Source organism: Rhodococcus sp. IEGM 1330, from assembly GCF_033142445.1.
Classification (GTDB): Bacteria; Actinomycetota; Actinomycetes; order Mycobacteriales; family Mycobacteriaceae; genus Rhodococcoides.
Genome location: NZ_JAWLSB010000010.1, coordinates 111,396 through 127,229 on the forward strand (window position 1 = coordinate 111,396; position 15,834 = coordinate 127,229).

Annotated in this window: 19 protein-coding genes; 12 read left to right on the forward strand and 7 right to left on the reverse strand. The window is 63.7% G+C overall.

The window, feature by feature from the left end; translation table 11 throughout:
- Window positions 1-4: 4 nt before the first annotated feature.
- On the reverse strand, window positions 5-700 hold the full coding sequence (locus R4P57_RS21565; RefSeq protein ID WP_317804890.1) for a DedA family protein: 696 nt from the start codon (window positions 698-700) through the stop codon (window positions 5-7).
- A 28-nt stretch (window positions 701-728) separates the two neighbouring features.
- Window positions 729-1,469 carry a VTT domain-containing protein gene (locus R4P57_RS21570; RefSeq protein ID WP_411742412.1) on the reverse strand — a complete coding sequence of 247 codons (741 nt, stop codon included), beginning with the start codon at window positions 1,467-1,469 and terminating at the stop codon, window positions 729-731.
- A gap of 196 nt (window positions 1,470-1,665) precedes the next feature.
- Here R4P57_RS21570 and fbaA point away from each other — a divergent pair, with 196 nt between their 5' ends.
- The gene (gene fbaA, locus R4P57_RS21575; RefSeq protein ID WP_317804892.1) at window positions 1,666-2,706 is read left to right on the forward strand and encodes a class II fructose-bisphosphate aldolase; all 1,041 of its coding nucleotides are present in this window, start codon (window positions 1,666-1,668) and stop codon (window positions 2,704-2,706) included.
- Between the two features lie 61 nt (window positions 2,707-2,767).
- On the opposite strand, the gene R4P57_RS21580 is transcribed toward fbaA, so the two are convergent.
- Window positions 2,768-3,547 (reverse strand): hypothetical protein, encoded by a 780-nt coding sequence (locus tag R4P57_RS21580; protein WP_317804893.1) that lies wholly within the window; start codon window positions 3,545-3,547, stop codon window positions 2,768-2,770.
- Between the two features lie 148 nt (window positions 3,548-3,695).
- Between R4P57_RS21580 and R4P57_RS21585 the strand changes: the two genes are divergently transcribed.
- From R4P57_RS21585 to R4P57_RS21595, 3 genes are all read left to right on the forward strand, one after another.
- Window positions 3,696-4,112, forward strand: coding sequence for a DUF3151 domain-containing protein (locus R4P57_RS21585; protein ID WP_317804894.1), 417 nt, complete (start codon window positions 3,696-3,698; stop codon window positions 4,110-4,112).
- Between the two features lie 64 nt (window positions 4,113-4,176).
- Window positions 4,177-5,244, forward strand: coding sequence for an FUSC family protein (locus tag R4P57_RS21590; protein WP_411742413.1), 1,068 nt, complete (start codon window positions 4,177-4,179; stop codon window positions 5,242-5,244).
- 80 nt (window positions 5,245-5,324) lie between these two features.
- Complete coding sequence (locus R4P57_RS21595) at window positions 5,325-6,254, forward strand: cation diffusion facilitator family transporter (protein WP_317804895.1); 930 nt, start codon at window positions 5,325-5,327, stop codon at window positions 6,252-6,254.
- Here R4P57_RS21595 and R4P57_RS21600 read toward each other — a convergent pair.
- The 3 genes from R4P57_RS21600 to R4P57_RS21610 form a co-directional block, all read right to left on the reverse strand.
- Window positions 6,244-6,711: a pyridoxamine 5'-phosphate oxidase family protein gene (locus R4P57_RS21600; protein WP_317804896.1), complete on the reverse strand. Its 468-nt coding sequence runs from the start codon at window positions 6,709-6,711 to the stop codon at window positions 6,244-6,246. The two genes, R4P57_RS21595 and R4P57_RS21600, sit on opposite strands and share 11 nt — an antisense overlap.
- A gap of 156 nt (window positions 6,712-6,867) precedes the next feature.
- Window positions 6,868-7,641 (reverse strand): site-2 protease family protein, encoded by a 774-nt coding sequence (locus R4P57_RS21605; RefSeq protein ID WP_317804897.1) that lies wholly within the window; start codon window positions 7,639-7,641, stop codon window positions 6,868-6,870.
- Window positions 7,638-8,303 (reverse strand): hypothetical protein, encoded by a 666-nt coding sequence (locus R4P57_RS21610; RefSeq protein WP_317804899.1) that lies wholly within the window; start codon window positions 8,301-8,303, stop codon window positions 7,638-7,640. Before R4P57_RS21610 ends, R4P57_RS21605 begins: the two co-directional genes overlap by 4 nt.
- Before the next feature lie 202 nt (window positions 8,304-8,505).
- On the opposite strand from R4P57_RS21610, the gene R4P57_RS21615 reads away from it, so the two are divergent.
- The 8 genes from R4P57_RS21615 (at window position 8,506) to R4P57_RS21650 (ending at window position 15,159) form a co-directional block, all read left to right on the forward strand.
- Entirely contained in the window at window positions 8,506-9,795 is a 1,290-nt protein-coding gene (locus R4P57_RS21615; RefSeq protein ID WP_317804900.1) for an adenylosuccinate synthase, read from the forward strand.
- 430 nt (window positions 9,796-10,225) lie between these two features.
- A complete protein-coding gene (locus tag R4P57_RS21620) occupies window positions 10,226-10,774 on the forward strand; it encodes an alternate-type signal peptide domain-containing protein (protein WP_317804901.1) in 549 nt (182 codons plus the stop codon).
- 9 nt (window positions 10,775-10,783) lie between these two features.
- Window positions 10,784-11,344: a hypothetical protein gene (locus tag R4P57_RS21625; RefSeq protein ID WP_317804903.1), complete on the forward strand. Its 561-nt coding sequence runs from the start codon at window positions 10,784-10,786 to the stop codon at window positions 11,342-11,344.
- Window positions 11,341-11,943: a signal peptidase I gene (locus tag R4P57_RS21630; protein WP_317804904.1), complete on the forward strand. Its 603-nt coding sequence runs from the start codon at window positions 11,341-11,343 to the stop codon at window positions 11,941-11,943. Before R4P57_RS21625 ends, R4P57_RS21630 begins: the two co-directional genes overlap by 4 nt.
- A complete protein-coding gene (locus tag R4P57_RS21635; protein ID WP_317804906.1) occupies window positions 11,940-12,449 on the forward strand; it encodes a hypothetical protein in 510 nt (169 codons plus the stop codon). Before R4P57_RS21630 ends, R4P57_RS21635 begins: the two co-directional genes overlap by 4 nt.
- A complete protein-coding gene (locus tag R4P57_RS21640) occupies window positions 12,449-13,042 on the forward strand; it encodes a SipW-dependent-type signal peptide-containing protein (RefSeq protein ID WP_317804907.1) in 594 nt (197 codons plus the stop codon). Before R4P57_RS21635 ends, R4P57_RS21640 begins: the two co-directional genes overlap by 1 nt.
- A gap of 173 nt (window positions 13,043-13,215) precedes the next feature.
- A complete protein-coding gene (locus tag R4P57_RS21645) occupies window positions 13,216-14,628 on the forward strand; it encodes a S24/S26 family peptidase (RefSeq protein WP_317804908.1) in 1,413 nt (470 codons plus the stop codon).
- A 90-nt stretch (window positions 14,629-14,718) separates the two neighbouring features.
- Window positions 14,719-15,159, forward strand: coding sequence for a hypothetical protein (locus R4P57_RS21650; RefSeq protein ID WP_317804909.1), 441 nt, complete (start codon window positions 14,719-14,721; stop codon window positions 15,157-15,159).
- Window positions 15,160-15,227: 68 nt separating this feature from the next.
- Here R4P57_RS21650 and R4P57_RS21655 read toward each other — a convergent pair whose 3' ends face one another.
- Entirely contained in the window at window positions 15,228-15,752 is a 525-nt protein-coding gene (locus tag R4P57_RS21655) for a methylated-DNA--[protein]-cysteine S-methyltransferase (RefSeq protein WP_317804910.1), read from the reverse strand.
- Window positions 15,753-15,834: the final 82 nt, after the last annotated feature.

Below are 15,834 nucleotides of genomic sequence, written 5' to 3' on the forward strand. Positions count from 1 at the left end.
TGCCTTACTCGAGGACCTCTTCGACTTCGATGGTCTCCTCGGGCCGAGCCATTTCCTTGCGGTACTGCCAGATGCCGAGCCCGGTTCCGACGACGAGCAGCACCACCATGCTGATCAGGACGAGGGGCATCAGCCACGGGATGCCCTCGATGAACGACCCGAAGTAGAACCCGATCAGCAGCAGCACCGGAGCCCAGATGATGGCGCCGAGAGTGCTGGCGATCGTGTACTTGCGGTGATCCATCTTCGCGGCACCTGCGACCAGCGGGCACAAGGTACGCACCCAGGGGATCCACCGCGCGACCAGCACGGCCCAGAATCCGTGCTTCTCGAGCAGAAGATTGACCTTGTGCAGGTTCTTCGTGTTGAGGTACTTGCCGTTCTTGCGGGCCACCAGCGTCGAGCCGGTCCGGTGACCGATCGAGTACCCCACCTGGTTGCCTGCAATGGCGGCGACCATCGCACCGAGCGACAGCGCCCAGATGTGACCGGTGCCCGACGCATGGGTCGCCATCACGATTCCTGCCGTGATCAGCATCGAATCTCCTGGCAGGAACAACCCGATGATCACTGCGCATTCGATGAACACGAAGGTCATCACGACGATCCACACGACGAGTGGGCCTGCTGTCTCCAGCGGACCGAAACTGCCGACGGCCTGGACGGACACGGTCGGCAGCGCAGTGGTAATCGACGACATGGACTCGATCACTTTCGGAGGATGTCGATCAGGACTTGGTGTCCGGGGCGTCGGCCTCGATCACGTCGGCTGCCTCCCCGAGCGGGGTCTTGCGGGCCTTGATCATGCGCTTGCCGACCTCGATGACGATCGGGAGGACAGAGACGGCGACGATGAGCAGGAAGATGATGTCGACGTTCTCGCGGATGAACGCGATCTGTCCGAGCACGTACCCCAGCACGGTCACGCCCGCACCCCAGAGGATTCCGCCGACCACGTTGTAGGTGAGAAACAGCGAGTACTTCATGTGCGACGCACCGGCGACGACCGGTGCGAACGTACGCACGATCGGCACGAAGCGGGCCAGGATGATCGTGATCGGGCCGTGCTTCTCGAAGAACTCGTGTGATTCGTCGATGTACTTCTTCTTGAAGAATCGCGAATCGTTGCTCTTGAACAGGGCGGCTCCGCCCCTGGTGCCGATGAGGAAGCCGACCTGATCGCCGAGGATCGCCGCGATGGGGATCAGGATCACGAGCGTCCAGATCGACGCGAACGGCTCGATATCGGTGGACTTAGACGCCGCGATCAACCCTGCGGTGAACAGCAGAGAATCGCCGGGTAGCAGGGGAAACAGCAACCCCGATTCGATGAACACAACCAGGAGGAGCCCGACCAGCACCCAGGTTCCGAAGGAGTTGAGCAGGTTCACCGGGTCGAGGAATCCGGGCAGAAGTGCCAGATTGGTCGTCACCGATTCCGAAGCAGCAAGAAGACTCACCGCGCCCACCTTACCGGCCGAAACTGGTAAGTCCTGAATAGCTGGTGTCGCTCGGCTGTGAATGCGATGGCCGCTTCGCTGCCTGCCGGTGAGCGTGAGTGGAGCCTGCGGAACGGCCCGATGGACGCGGGTACGCACGACACAGGGGCGCGAGGTTGCCATACTGCACAGGACACAATCGAACTTTCAATGGAGGAATGACGCCGTGCCTATCGCAACTCCCGAGGTCTACGCCGAGATGCTGGGCCGGGCGAAGGAACACAAATTCGCCTTTCCGGCAATCAACTGTGTGGGTTCCGAGTCCATCAACGCCGCCATCAAGGGTTTCGCCGACGCGGGTAGCGACGGCATCATCCAGTTCTCGACCGGCGGAGCCGAGTTCGGATCAGGACTGGGCATCAAGGACATGGTCGTCGGCGCTGTGGCGCTCGCCGAGTTCGCGCACGTGATCGCCGCCAAGTACGACGTCACCATCGCTCTGCACACCGACCACTGCCCCAAGGACAAGCTGGACACGTACGTGCGACCGCTGATCGCGGTCTCGCAGGAACGCGTCGACGCAGGCAAGAACCCGCTGTTCCAGTCGCACATGTGGGACGGCTCGGCCATCCCGATCGACGAGAACCTCGAGATCGCCAAGGATCTGCTCGCCCGCGCTGCGGCAGCGAACATCATTCTCGAGGTCGAGATCGGTGTTGTCGGCGGCGAGGAAGACGGCGTCGAGGCCGAGATCAACGACAAGCTCTACACCTCCAACGAGGACTTCCTCAAGACCGTCGAGGCCCTCGGTGCAGGCGACGCGGGCTCGCGCTACCTGCTGGCTGCGACGTTCGGCAACGTGCACGGCGTCTACAAGCCGGGCAACGTCAAGCTCAAGCCATCGGTGCTGGCAGACGGTCAGCGTGTCGCGTCGGAGAAGCTGGGCCTGGCATCGGGTTCCAAGCCGTTCGACTTCGTGTTCCACGGTGGATCGGGATCGGCGAAGAGCGAGATCGAAGAGGCACTCGAGTACGGCGTGGTGAAGATGAACGTCGACACCGACACCCAGTACGCATTCAGCCGTCCCATCGCCGGACACTTCTTCTCCAACTACGACGGTGTGCTCAAGGTCGACGGCGAGGTCGGCAACAAGAAGGCCTACGACCCGCGCAGCTACCTCAAGAAGGCCGAGGCCGGCATGACCGCCCGTGTCGTCGAGGCCTGCAACGACCTCAAGTCCGCCGGTCGCAGCGTGAGTGCCGGCTAGAGCGGCTTCGCCGCATGTGCGTGGAACTTCGTAGCAGGCTACGAAGTTCCGCTCACATCGTTCAGCTGCACACCTTCCACTGATCGCCTTCGAGGCGCAGGTCGAAGGTGCGCGGCGATCGATCGTTCGGGTTGGCATCGGTGTGCGCGATGACCTGAGCGATCGCGGTGGTGTCGTCGCCGATCTGGATTGCGTCGATGCTGTCGAGATTCGGTATGTTGCCCTGCTCGAGCGAGACGCGATGAACATCGGCGAATTCCGCGTCCGGGATGTCTCGGTAGAACGTCGCCAGGTCACCGCACGAGGTGCTGCGCAGCGTGGCGAGGTCGCCGCCGGCCAATGCCCGCGTGAACGACTCGACGGTCGTCCTGATCCGGGCCTCGGGGGAGTCGTCGACGCTCGTGCGGTCGATCAGCAGGTACGCACCGGCGGCCACTGCCGCGATCACGACAACCGCGGCCACCAGTGCCGCCCACCACTTCTTCCGACTCGGTTTGCCGGGTTCCGCCGGTGCGGGTCCGATGCGCTGGGGACCGACCTGCTTCGGCCCTGATTGCTGCGGTTCGATCTTTCTCGGCCCGACTGGTTGCGGCACAACGGCAGGCGATTTCTTCTCTGCCGCAACATCTTTCGCTGGGGCTTCGGACGGGTTTCGCGGCGGGATACGACGCGGGGCTGCGGTCGGCTTCGCGTGCGTTGCGGCCGGTTCCTCGGCTGGAGCAGTGGCGATCTTCTCGGTCGGAGTGTCGGCGGGCTCGTCGACCTGCTTCTTCTTGCCCAGGTCGATCTTCTCGGTGGCTGCCTCGGCCTCGGAGGGCGCATTCTTCTTCTCGTCCGGCATGCGTTCTCCCTCGTTCACCGAATTCTTCCACGAGCCGTGTGGTCTCGATTTCGTCCGCTGGCAGCCTATCGACCGTGTCTGCGGCCGCGCGCGAGCGAAGCGGGGGTGTTCGGACACGATTCGGTGACGTAGGGGCACAATGAGCGCCATGACTTCTTTCGGTGATCTGCTCGGACCCCAACCCACACTGTTGCCCGGCGACGACGAGGCCGAATCCGCGCTGCTCGACCACGAAGCGCCCGAGACTGTCGCGGCGGCGCATCCGACGGCGTCCATCGCGTGGGCTTACCTGGCTGAGGCCGCGCTCGAGTCGGGTGCCACCATCACGGCGTACGCCTACGCTCGTACCGGTTACCACCGAGGTCTTGACCAGTTGCGTCGTAACGGATGGAAGGGATTCGGGCCGGTCCCGTACAGCCATGAGCCCAACCGAGGATTCCTCCGATGCGTCGCAGTCCTCGCCAAAGCCGCCCGCGACATCAACGAGAACGACGAGTACGCCCGCTGCCTCGACCTCCTCGAAGACTGTGACCCCAAGGCCGCAGAAGCGCTCGGCCTGGGCTGATCGGGCCCGCGCCAGCCGAGCGCGAGGCCGGACCCGGCTGAAGTCGGGCAGTGCTCGGCTGAAGTTGTCGCTGCTGCCCATCATTCAGTGCGCGCTGGCCGCAGGTGTCTCGTGGTTCGTCGCGACGGACATCGTCGGTCACGAGAGCCCGTTCTTCGCACCGATCGCCGCTGTCGTCTCGCTGGGCGTCTCGCTCGGTGCTCGCCTGCGCCGATCGGCTGAGCTCGTCGTCGGAGTGACGGTGGGCATCGGCATCGGAGATCTGCTCATCTCGCTGATCGGCAGCGGGCCGTGGCAGATCGCGTTGGTGGTCGTGTTGGCGATGTCGGCTGCGGTGTTCCTCGACGGTGGTCCGATCATCGCTATGCAGGCCGGATCGTCCGCCGTGCTGGTGGCGACACTCATTCCGCCCGGCAACATGGGTGGCCCCAACCGCATGGTCGACGCGTTGGTCGGCGGTCTGGTGGGCATCGCGATCGTGGCGTTGATCCCGACGCATCCGGTGTGGCGGGCCCGCAAGGATGCGGCGAGCGTGTTGGCGACGGCTGCGAGTGTGTTGCAGAAGGTGGCCGACGGGTTGATGGCCAACGACCCCAAGCCCATCGCGGAGGCTTTGCAGAAGGCTCGTGCGACGCAGTCCGGTATCGATGCTCTGCGGACCGATCTCAAGGGCGGCCGGGAGATCGCGCGAATTTCTCCGATGTACTGGAATCACCGCAATCGTCTTGCGGCGCTCGCGGCAACGGCCGATCCCATCGACAACGCCGTCCGCAATATCCGGGTGCTCGCGCGACGGTCGCTGACGTTGGTGCGCGACGACGAGATCCTCGATCCGCGTGTTGTCGACGAGGTGGAGAAGTTGGCGCATGCGGTGGAGGTGTTGCGGCAGATGATTCTCGCCGATCCGGGTCAGAAGCCGGACGCGGCAGAGGCCGCGCGAGTGTTGCGGTCGGTTGCAGCCGGTGCCAAACCGGAGTTGATCTCCAACGCCGGTCTGTCGGCGACGGTGGTGTTGGCGCAGTTGCGGTCGATCATCGTCGACTTGCTGCAGGTCGCCGGGCTCAAGCGTATTTCTGCGTTGGCGACGCTTCCGCCGACGGTGAAGCACCCGCACGTCCCGCCGGAGTTGTGACCCGAGCACACCATTGCATATATGCGTATGTACGCATATGGTGACTTCCGGAAGTCGATATCGGTCACCAGGGGGGAATCATGGGCGCGGGTCACGGGCACAGTCACGGCGTGGGAGGCCACACGCCCGCAGGTGCGGGGCCGCCCAGGTCTCGCGTGCGCAAGATGATCGTCGCGCTGGCCATTCTGGTGGTGTTCCTCGTCGTCGAGGCGACCGTGGCCTTGGCGATCGGGTCTCTCGGCCTGCTCGCCGACGCGGGCCACATGCTCACCGATGTGCTCGGTATGTCGATGGGTCTGATCGCGCTGATGCTCGCCCGCAAGGGAAGTGCCGTAGCGGCAAGGACATTCGGCTGGCATCGGGCGGAAGTATTGACCGCCATCGCGAATGCCGTTCTGCTGCTCGGTGTTGCGGCCTTCATCATGTACGAGGCGATCTCACGCATCGGCGATGCGCCTGAAATCCCCGGCGTAGCACTCATTCTCACCGCGACGGCGGGTCTCGCGGCCAATATCGTCGTCATGCTGCTCATTCGCGGCGACGCCAAGGATTCCCTGGCCGTCCGCGGTGCGTACATGGAGGTTCTTGCCGATGCGGTCGGCAGTGTCGGTGTGCTCGTGGCCGGCGTGCTGATGCTCGTGTTCGGGTGGACCTGGGCAGACATCGTCGTCGGCGTCCTGATCTCCCTGTGGGTGATCCCGCGCGCGATCAAGCTCGCCGCCTCGGCACTGCGCATTCTCACCCAGGCCAGTCCCGGACACGTCGACGTCGACGCGTTGACCGGCGACCTGAGCGCACTACCGGGCGTGACGGGAGTTCATGATCTGCACGTGTGGACACTCACCACCGGAATGGATGTGGCCACAGTGCATCTCGAATGCGAGGGCTCGTCGTCGATGGTGCTCGACCGAGCCCGGTCGTTGCTGTCCACCTACGGCCTCGACCATGCCACGGTGCAGGTCGAACCCGCCGCGCACGGCCGAACCTGCAAGGAAGAGCTCACCTGGTGACGGTGCGCACGTCGGAGCCGGGACGCCACACGTCGATCTGCATGTGATCGTCCACGAGTGACGTCAGCACGACCTCGGTGATGTCGAGGTCGAACACGTGGTACGGCACCAGCTCGTCCGGAGCGGCGTCGAATATCGGTTGCAGCACAGCAGGATCGGTGATTTCGACGGCACACCCGCCGATCTTCGCGTCCCCGCCCACCATCGAATGGTGACCCGGATTGCTGTGCAGCGCGAATCGCCCGTCGCGCTGTAGGTCTCGCGCTTTGACGGCACCGAGCATCGAACCGAGACGCAGTACGCCACTGTCGTCGAACTCGACCTCGGTTCCGCTGACGCGCGGTGAGCCGTCCGCCCGGAGCGTCGCGAGTACATGGTGCTTGTGGGCGGTGAATCTGGCCCGCACCGCCGAGGCCAGGTTCGGGGCGGCTGTCGAGAAGTCGTTCCACGTCGTCATGCGCACATTATGTGATGCGGCACCGACAGAATTGGGAACGTCTGCACGCTCTGCCCTTGCATCGACGGAATCCCGTCGATCGCGGTCGATACCGTGCAGTTCTTCCCACAGTTTCCGCGCGCGCGGGTTGGATCCGTCGTGCGGATGAGCCGATAGTCAGAGCCAGAATCGCATCAGGTAGTTGCCGTTGCCTGCGAAGAACTCGGGAACACCGGACAGCCCGAACAGGGCGTAGATCGCCCCGAAGAATGCGGAGTTGACTGCGGGCACGAACAGCAACGCGACGAGAACGAGGATTCCGTAGCCCTTGAACTGGTTCAGCGATGCACGGGTGGCGGGCGAGAGCGAGGGCTCGAGTGCGGCGTATCCATCGAGTCCCGGTACCGGAATCAGGTTGAGGATCGTGGCCATGATCTGCAGGAACGCCAGGAAGCTGAGCCCGTACCAGAAGGCCTGGTGGGTGCCGTCGGTGCCGAACATGCGAACGACGATCAGGAGTATCACGGCGACAACGGCGTTGGCGAATGGTCCGGCGAGGGCGATGCGCCGCTGCGTCGACGCCGAGAACTGACCGGTCCGCAGGTACACGGCACCGCCCGGAAGTCCTATTCCGCCGATTGCGATGAACACCACCGGCAAGATGATCGAGAGCAACGGGTGGGTGTACTTCAGCGGGTTGAGCGTCAGGTAGCCGCGGAGTTCGACTTCCCGGTCGCCTGCCCGAAAAGCGGTGTACGCGTGACCGAATTCGTGCAGGCACACCGAGGCGATCCATCCGGCGAGAACCAGCACGAACACCCCGAGCCGCGCTGTGAAGGACGTAACGTCCTCGGTCGTCCAGGCGAGGGCCCCGCCCACTCCGGCGACCGCCAGAACGGCCACGAACACCGGGCTCGGCAGAACGGGACTGCGGCGCAGCGGAACGGTCATCGGACCAGTAACCACTCTTCATGGTGACGGTAGAACGTCGACCTCTTCACGGTTCGGTCGCCGGCGATGCCGTCGCGCATCAGGACTGCGGCGGGGGAGCCGAGCTGCATCGCGCGTCCGCTCACCCAGCGGCGAGGCAGGAATCGCCGACGGCTGATCACGCGCGCGCGAAGTCCCGGCAACTCAGGGGTTGGTGCCACCTCGACGCCGGGTACGACTCCGGAGAACAACCGAGTGTCGTCGACGTATGCCTCGCCCTCGAGTTCCGCGCCGCCGGCACCGCCGAGGAGCGCCCGACCGACAACGGCCTTGCCCGCGTCGTCGCGAATGAGGGGCGTGCTCGACGCCTTTCCTGTCAGTGCGACTTTGGCGGCGCGGGATCCTGTCCCGAGCTTGTATATGTGGGCGGCGTCGGTCGCGGTCTCCGGTACGAACGCGACTTCGACGTGCAAACGGTCGGTGCGCATCAACCTGGTGAGTACGGCGGCCAGCGAGGCGTCGTTGCCCAGGACGATGATGCGGGGGGCCGGGGCGGATTCGATGTCTGCGAACAGCGCACTGCAGTCGTCGTCGGTCGGTACGGCATCGGCGTTGCGCAGTGGGACGTCGGTCAGCGTGATCGGCAACGGCGGGTTTCCGCAGTGCAGAACGAACGGTGTCACGGCGCTCCTAGATCTTCGGTGAACCCTCGAACGACCATAGTGCCTTCGTTTCGGCTCCACCGTAGCGGCATGCGGGCCAGCTCACCGCCTCGGCTAGACTGTTCTCCCGGCCACTGTCGCGCCTGCGACAAATGGTGACGGCTGCGTTCGATCGAGCAATATCTGCAGCACGTCCTCGCACGAAAGCAACGTAGGAGAGCACATGCCGGCGATAGTCCTGATCGGCGCCCAGTGGGGCGACGAGGGCAAAGGCAAAGCCACCGACCTATTCGGCGAACGCCTCCAGTGGGTCGTTCGCTACCAGGGCGGCAACAACGCCGGCCACACCGTGGTCCTTCCGAACGGTGACAAGTTCGCGCTGCACCTGATCCCGTCGGGAATTCTCACGCCCGGCGTGAAGAACGTCATCGGCAACGGCGTCGTCGTCGACCCTGGTGTGCTGCTCACTGAGCTCGACGGCCTCGAGAAGCGTGACGTCGACACCACGAACCTGCTGCTCAGCGCGGATGCGCACCTGATCATGCCGTACCACGTGGCCATCGACAAGGTGACCGAACGCTTCCTCGGAGCCAAGAAGATCGGCACCACCGGCCGCGGCATCGGGCCCTGCTACCAGGACAAGCTCGCTCGGGTCGGCGTCCGCGCAGCCGATGTGCTCGACGAGAAGATCCTGACCCAAAAGGTCGAGGCTGCACTGGAATTCAAGAACCAGGTGCTCTCGAAGATCTACAACCGGCGGGCGCTGGATTCGCAGCAGGTCGTCGACGAGGTGCTCGAGCAGGCGGAGGGCTTCAAGCACCGCATCACCGATACCAGGCTGCAGCTGAACCTGGCACTCGAGCGCGGCGACACGATTCTGCTCGAGGGATCGCAGGGCACCCTGCTCGACGTCGATCACGGCACCTACCCCTATGTCACGTCCTCGAACCCGACGGCCGGTGGCGCGTCGGTCGGGTCCGGCATCGGTCCCAACAAGATCACCACCGTCCTCGGCATCCTGAAGGCGTACACGACGCGTGTCGGCTCGGGCCCGTTCCCGACGGAGCTGTTCGACAATCACGGCGAATACCTGGCCAAGCAGGGCGGCGAGGTGGGCGTCACCACCGGTCGCGCGCGCCGCACCGGCTGGTTCGATGCCGTCATCGCGCGGTACGCGACCCGCGTCAACGGCATCACCGATTACTTCCTGACCAAGCTCGACGTGCTGTCCAGCTTGGACACGGTGCCGATCTGCGTCGCGTACGACGTCGACGGCGTCCGGCACGACGAGATGCCGATGACACAGACCGGTTTCCATCACGCGAAGCCGATCTACGAAGAGATGCCCGGGTGGTGGGAAGACATCTCCGGCGCTCGCACGTTCGAGGAACTGCCGATCAACGCGCAGAACTACGTCCTGCGTCTCGAAGAGCTCTCGGGTGCGTACATGTCGTGCATCGGAGTCGGACCGGGCCGCGACGAGACCATCGTGCGACGCGACATTCTGCGGTAGGTGATTCGCGCGAAATAAATGCCCCGAGGCAAGCAGCCTCGGGGCTTTTTCGTGCCGCGGACAGCGCAACGGCCGTCGACCTCTAGGGCATGCACGAAACGGCGGATATACCTGGAAAAAGATCGAAATTCTCAATGCATTCGCTGCCAGACTGCGTTTGAACAGCGGAGATCTGCTGGAGTTCAGGAGTTTTCGAATCCGACGCTTCTTTACATGCAGTGACTATGTGTAAACGTAGGTATCCGTCGAGTCTGCGAGAGCAAGGCTAAAAAGTTCTATGGACTTTTACTGCTACATGGGTAACGGACCAGTTGGTCGTTGCGAAACAATGAGCATCGCACCAGTTGCGGAGGCCTCTTCGGATGGTCGACGACCCAACCGGGTCACCCCCTCGGCCTCCTGAACAAGGCCACCGTAGAAAGTAGACGCAATGAACAAGGCAACCAAAGGCGCCATAGCCGCGGGGGCGGCAGCTGTACTGCTGCTCGGTGGTTTGGGATCTTATGCACTCTGGCAGGACACCGAAACGGTCACGGGTGGCACGATCAACTCCGGCGAGCTGAACTTCGCCCCGGTCGCCGGAACGGCGGCCTGGACCGAAACCTCGGTCACGCCCAACGCCGCGCTTGGAGCCGATCCTTCCGGTTTCCTCATCGTGCCGGGCGACGTTCTCGAATACTCGACCCAGTACACCGTCGACTGGGCAGGAGACAATCTCCGCGCCTCGATCACGGCCGACTTCACCGCTGTGGGTGGCGACCCTGCACTGGCGGCTGCCCTCGATACCGAGGTGTCGGTGAACGGTGGAACATCGTTGCCCAACGGCTCGGCCGTCGCCCTTCCGCTGACGACGTCTCCGCAGACCATCTCCGTCGAGGTGACGATCACGTTCGACGAGACCACTGCCGGTCTCATCGCGCAGAACGAGAGCGTCGATCTCAACGCCTTCACCCTGACGCTCGACCAGGTTCGTCCCTGATCTGTTGCAGTGACGAACAAGCACGGTCGTTATTGGGCGCTCGCAGCCGCGTCCGTCGCGGTGGTGGTCTTCGGATCGGCGCAGTCGACGGGCGCGTTGTGGCGTGACGACGAGGTCGTCGGAGGCGGGACCATCAACTCCGGCACCTTGGACATCAAGGTCGGCCCGAACGGAGCGGAAGTGAATGATTACGTTCTCGCTGCACTCGGTTCGGCCAATCTCGGACCGAACGGTTTCTCCCAGGCACCGCTCTCGATCCGGAACTCCGGCAACGTTCCGTTCAACTTTCGGCTGCAAGGAACCACCTCGACCGGAACGGTCCCCCTTGTCTTGACTGCGACAACTGTTGCGGCCGAGACGAATTGCCCGGTGACAGGCACACCGACCGGTCCGACCACACTGCTGTACTCAGGTAGTGCGGCTGGAGCTCAAGCCCCGACAGCGCCGGCGGCGCGGTTGTTGGCCGCGGGTGCACGTGAAGTGTGGTGCTTCCGGCTTGCAGTCGACGGCAACCCGCCGCAAAGCGCTTCGTCGACGGTGACGTTCTCGTTCAGGGCGGATCAGACATGACGGCCGATGACGATACGGACGTGATCGACACTGCAGCAATCGTTTCCGAGAAGGAACGGACCGGTGTCTGGTGGTGGGTGAGCCGGATCGCGTCGTACACGCTTCTGGCGGCGATGTTGTTCGTTCTCGGGGTGACCGTCGTCGTTCCGAAAGTCACCGGTTCGACGCCGTACACGATTCTCACCAGCTCGATGAAGCCGACGTACCCGCCGGGGAGTCTGGTTGTCGTCAAGCCCGCAGCGGCAGACGAGCTGGAGGTCGGAACTGCGATCACCTATCAAATCCGTTCGGGCGAGCCCGAAGTGGTGACTCACCGCATCGTGGCGACCCAGCAGAGCGGGGAAGGCATCACCACTTATGTCACACGCGGGGACAACAACGGATCCGACGACGAGAACCCGGTGCAGATCGGGCAGATTCGCGGAAAAGTCTGGTACTCGGTGCCGTACATGGGCTACGTCAACAACTGGCTCAACGGTGAACAGCGAAAGATCACCGTGACGGTCATCGTCATCGGATTGGCCGGCTACGCACTGTTCATGTTCGCCGGTGCAGCCGTCGATCACCGAAGGAAGCGGAAGGAGTCCACAGCGTCATGACCCACAACGTGTCCGTGGTCGCCGCCGCCGGATGTGTGGTGCTGGCGATCGTCGTGCTGATCGGTGCCGGGACAGCGCGAACGGTCCAAGCCGTCAGTTACAGCAGTGACGGCAGAGCATGGTTGCCGGCACTGTCGGAGCCGTTGTTGGACAATGGCATCCGATGGGTTCCGGGTGACAGCAGAACATCGCAGTTCCACATCCACAACGGCACCGACGCAGACGGCCGCGTGCAAGTGATTCTCGACAGTGACAATCCGGCGTTCACCCGTGCGCTGAGTGTGTCGATTGCCGGGCAATCGTTCGGCGCGTGTGCACAGGCGGATGTCGCGGCCGGGGAGAAGAGGCGCATCGACGCCACGATCACGATGGCCGACTCGGCCGGAAACGACACCCGAGCCTCCTCTGCTGCCATCGATCTCGTTGTGGAGTGGGACGACCGCACCACCCCCGCGTGCTCGGAATTTCTGGGCCGAGGACTCGAGCAGGAAGGGGCGCAGCGCTGATGGCGCGTCACAAAGACACCGTTGGATTCGCGGCTGTTCTTCGCCGGGTCGGTACGGCGCTCATCAGCGCACGAGCTCGAGCCATCATGTCCATCGGCATCGTCCTCGGCCTCGGCGCGGTGGGAACCCTTGCTGCATGGTCGGATACGGCCACAGCCACATCGGGTGTGTTCACCACCGGGCGTATCGATATCAAAGTGGGCAACCCGGCCGAGGACAACAATCCGGCGGCATTCAGTACGGCTCTGACGAACACTGCCATCATTCCCGGTAACGTCGTTTCGGCACCGTTGCTGGTCAGCAACTCCGGAACCGTCCCGTTCAGTTACACGCTGTCCGTCCTCGCGAGCAACACCGGAATCGGCACCCTGTTGAACTCGTCGGTGTTCGCGGCCGCCACCTGTGGCGGAACTGCTCTGAGTACCGTCACCGGACTCGGAACCTCCAAGTCGTTCACGAGTTTCCCTCGGTCGATCGCGGTCGGTGCAACCGATCAGCTGTGTATCAGCGTGACGATGCCGGCAGGGACCGCAGTCCCCGCGCTGGGTGCAACCGGCACGGTCGTCTACACGCTTCAAGCGACCTCGAGCTGACCATGTCGGAATCGAATCCTCGGCCCGGGCAGGAGTTGCCTCCCACAAGGCGACGAAACGTCGTTCGCGAGGTTGCACTCACGGTCGGGGCGCTCGCTGGTCTGCTGTGCGTATCGATCGCCGCCTGTGCGCTTCTGTTCGGAGTGACGCCGCTCGTGTTCCGATCGGGATCCATGGCTCCCGCGATCGATACCGGGGCGTTGGCCATCAGCAAGGAGACCGCGGCGACCGAGGTACGGGTCGGTGACATCGTCAACGTCACCAACGCAGCCGGCAGCCGTATCACGCACCGGGTCGTGGAGATCGGCGCAGTCGGCACCGACAGCGCCCAGTTGTTCCTCCGAGGAGACGCCAACGCAGAGCGAGACTCGGAGTCGTACATCGTCTCGGAGGTCGGGCGGGTGGTCGCCAGCGTGCCGAAACTCGGTTACGCGGTCAGTTGGTTGAGCGGCCCGGTGGCCGTGTTCGCCGGCGGCGTTCTGGTGGGCGTGCTGCTGATGGTCGCGTGGTCACCTGGAAGGGGCCGCACGATTACAGCGGAACCCGAAGGCGGAGAACAGGATCGACCCAGGGGTAGGCACAGCAGAACTCCGCTTACGATGATGATCGCGGTGGCGACGTTGAGCGCGGTGGGCCTGTCGTCGACGCACGTCCCCACCACGCTTGCACAGTTGGGTGATTCGGCAGTTGCAACCAGCGGGGAGTTCAGAACCCTTCTGCTGAGACCGGCGTCGTTCAATTGCACCAACGTCTTCCTGGTCGGTGCTCGGTTGAGTTGGCCGAACGTCAACACCGCCTACAGCTATCAACTCGACTTCACACCTGCAGCAACCGGTGTGACCAATCCGATCATCCTGGGTCCGTCCGCCGCTGCGACGAGAACGTATGACGTGGGGTCACTTTTCACTACAGCGATGATCGGCGACAGGACGTTCACTCTTCGCGCCAGGCTGGGAGATTTTCGTTCGGCGTCGGCAGGTACGTGGACGGTCAACTTCTTAACGGGTGCGATCACGACCTGCATTTCCAGCACGCCGGCACCTGCCAGTGCTCCGGCCGGTGCAGCCGCCCGAAGTGCCCCGCAGGCGCTGGCACCGTCGACGCCCTCGACCGTGCTCTCGACGACGGCCCCTCCGCCGACGACGACGGCCCCGACCGGCACCACCGAATCCGTGGTGCCCACGACGACCGTCCCTCCGACAACGACGACTATTCCTCCTGCAACCACAACAACGACTGTGCCAATGCCGCCGCCGACCACCACGACCACCACGCCGGCTCCCGCGGCTCTGTCCGCCCCGGTGACCTCGCCGTCAGGTGCGTCGACTGCCCGGGTCGTCGACATCGACGGCGCTGCGACTCTGCAGATCGTCGACGCCAGCGGAGCAATCCAGTACAGCGCTCCCGCCAGTTCCAGTGAGGCATACGGCTACGGCGTGAACTGGTCGGCGGGGGATCAGCTGTGGCTACTCGGTCCCGATCAGCTCGCTCGTCTCGACGGCACCGGCGGTTCGTGGTCTCGCACGGTGATCGATCCGGCGGACACGGATCAGATTCCGGCAGACATTCTCGCGCTCCTGCAATAGCGCTCATTTACATATATGTCCGAATCGAACTGCGCATCTGCTCGTCGGCGTGGATAATTGCGACCAGGTTGGGCGACGAAAGGTCGGGCGATGACTGAGAATTACAATGGATTGGAAGTTTTCGGCTACCAATTCGATCGCTTCGCTTACGAACATCCTTGGATCGGCGCACAGGCCGGTGAATTCATGCTGGGTCCCGAAGGTGGAGGAATGCTGGAATTCACGCGCGCCACCGTATTCGCCCTTCCGGAGGGCGGTGCCCACGAGGTTCATGGTCCGATCCTCGACTGGTACCTCGGCCACGGCGGACCCTATGGCGCACTTGGCTATCCGATCAGCAATGAGCGTCCAACGCCCACTGGTTCCGGTCGGTACAACCTCTTTCAGCGCGGGGCTATCGGGTGGTTGCCGGATGTGGGTGCATTCACGATCGGCGGTCGTTCGGAGGAATCCGATGTCAGCCCAGGGCCGGAAGCCGTAACGGTGTCGGCAGTCGATACTCCGATCGCGGCTCTCGGTATATCTGCCTGAAATCCGGACCAAGTCCCCGTTTCGGCAGGTTTATTCGGACGAACAGTTTCGTTCGAATATGTAGTAATTCAGAACAACGTCGGCTCGTCGAATCCCGGCACCTCTTCGATACCGAGAATCTTTTGTTTGGTATTCGTACCACCCGGTGCCGAGAAGCCACCGACTTCCGTGCCTGCGCCGAGCACCCGATGGCACGGGACGATGATCGGCACAGGATTACGTCCTAGCGCACCACCCACGGCTTGGGCCGCTCCGGGGTGGCCGAGTCGGCGGGCAATGTCGCCGTAGGTGAGCGTCGCGCCCCGGGGAATCCCGCTACATACGGTGTACACCGAGGCGTCGAACTCCGAGATGTCCAGCACCAGCGGAATCGGGCTCATGTCGACAGTCCGTCCATCGAGCAGTGCGACAATTCGCTCGATCGCGTCGGCCGCGAGCGCATCGACAGGTCCTTCCGCTGCACCGAAGCCGGTCAGGTAGTCCACCAGCGCCTCATCCGACGGCTCGGGCAGGGCGACTGCGAGCACTCCGTCGGCTGTCCAGGCGATTCCGCAGCGGCCGATGGCGGTATCGAAGAGCGTGCGGCACGGCATCGGTCCAGTATCCACCTGACCCCGAGCGGCAGTCCAGTGGAATGCGTAATGGACTTGAAAGTGGGAGGCCAGTGGGCGAATA

Excerpts from the sequence above, each read along its gene's own strand:
- R4P57_RS21640 (WP_317804907.1), top strand. The coding sequence starts at position 12,449 with ATGGCGCGTCACAAAGACACCGTTGGATTCGCGGCTGTTCTTCGCCGG.
- R4P57_RS21580 (WP_317804893.1), bottom strand. The coding sequence starts at position 3,547 with ATGCCGGACGAGAAGAAGAATGCGCCCTCCGAGGCCGAGGCAGCCACC.
- R4P57_RS21635 (WP_317804906.1), top strand. The coding sequence starts at position 11,940 with ATGACCCACAACGTGTCCGTGGTCGCCGCCGCCGGATGTGTGGTGCTG.
- R4P57_RS21585 (WP_317804894.1), top strand. The coding sequence starts at position 3,696 with ATGACTTCTTTCGGTGATCTGCTCGGACCCCAACCCACACTGTTGCCC.
- R4P57_RS21615 (WP_317804900.1), top strand. The coding sequence starts at position 8,506 with ATGCCGGCGATAGTCCTGATCGGCGCCCAGTGGGGCGACGAGGGCAAA.
- R4P57_RS21650 (WP_317804909.1), top strand. The coding sequence starts at position 14,719 with ATGACTGAGAATTACAATGGATTGGAAGTTTTCGGCTACCAATTCGAT.
- R4P57_RS21620 (WP_317804901.1), top strand. The coding sequence starts at position 10,226 with ATGAACAAGGCAACCAAAGGCGCCATAGCCGCGGGGGCGGCAGCTGTA.
- R4P57_RS21600 (WP_317804896.1), bottom strand. The coding sequence starts at position 6,711 with ATGACGACGTGGAACGACTTCTCGACAGCCGCCCCGAACCTGGCCTCG.
- R4P57_RS21595 (WP_317804895.1), top strand. The coding sequence starts at position 5,325 with ATGGGCGCGGGTCACGGGCACAGTCACGGCGTGGGAGGCCACACGCCC.
- R4P57_RS21565 (WP_317804890.1), bottom strand. The coding sequence starts at position 700 with ATGTCGTCGATTACCACTGCGCTGCCGACCGTGTCCGTCCAGGCCGTC.
- R4P57_RS21655 (WP_317804910.1), bottom strand. The coding sequence starts at position 15,752 with ATGCCGTGCCGCACGCTCTTCGATACCGCCATCGGCCGCTGCGGAATC.
- R4P57_RS21645 (WP_317804908.1), top strand. The coding sequence starts at position 13,216 with ATGGCTCCCGCGATCGATACCGGGGCGTTGGCCATCAGCAAGGAGACC.
- R4P57_RS21630 (WP_317804904.1), top strand. The coding sequence starts at position 11,341 with ATGACGGCCGATGACGATACGGACGTGATCGACACTGCAGCAATCGTT.
- R4P57_RS21605 (WP_317804897.1), bottom strand. The coding sequence starts at position 7,641 with ATGACCGTTCCGCTGCGCCGCAGTCCCGTTCTGCCGAGCCCGGTGTTC.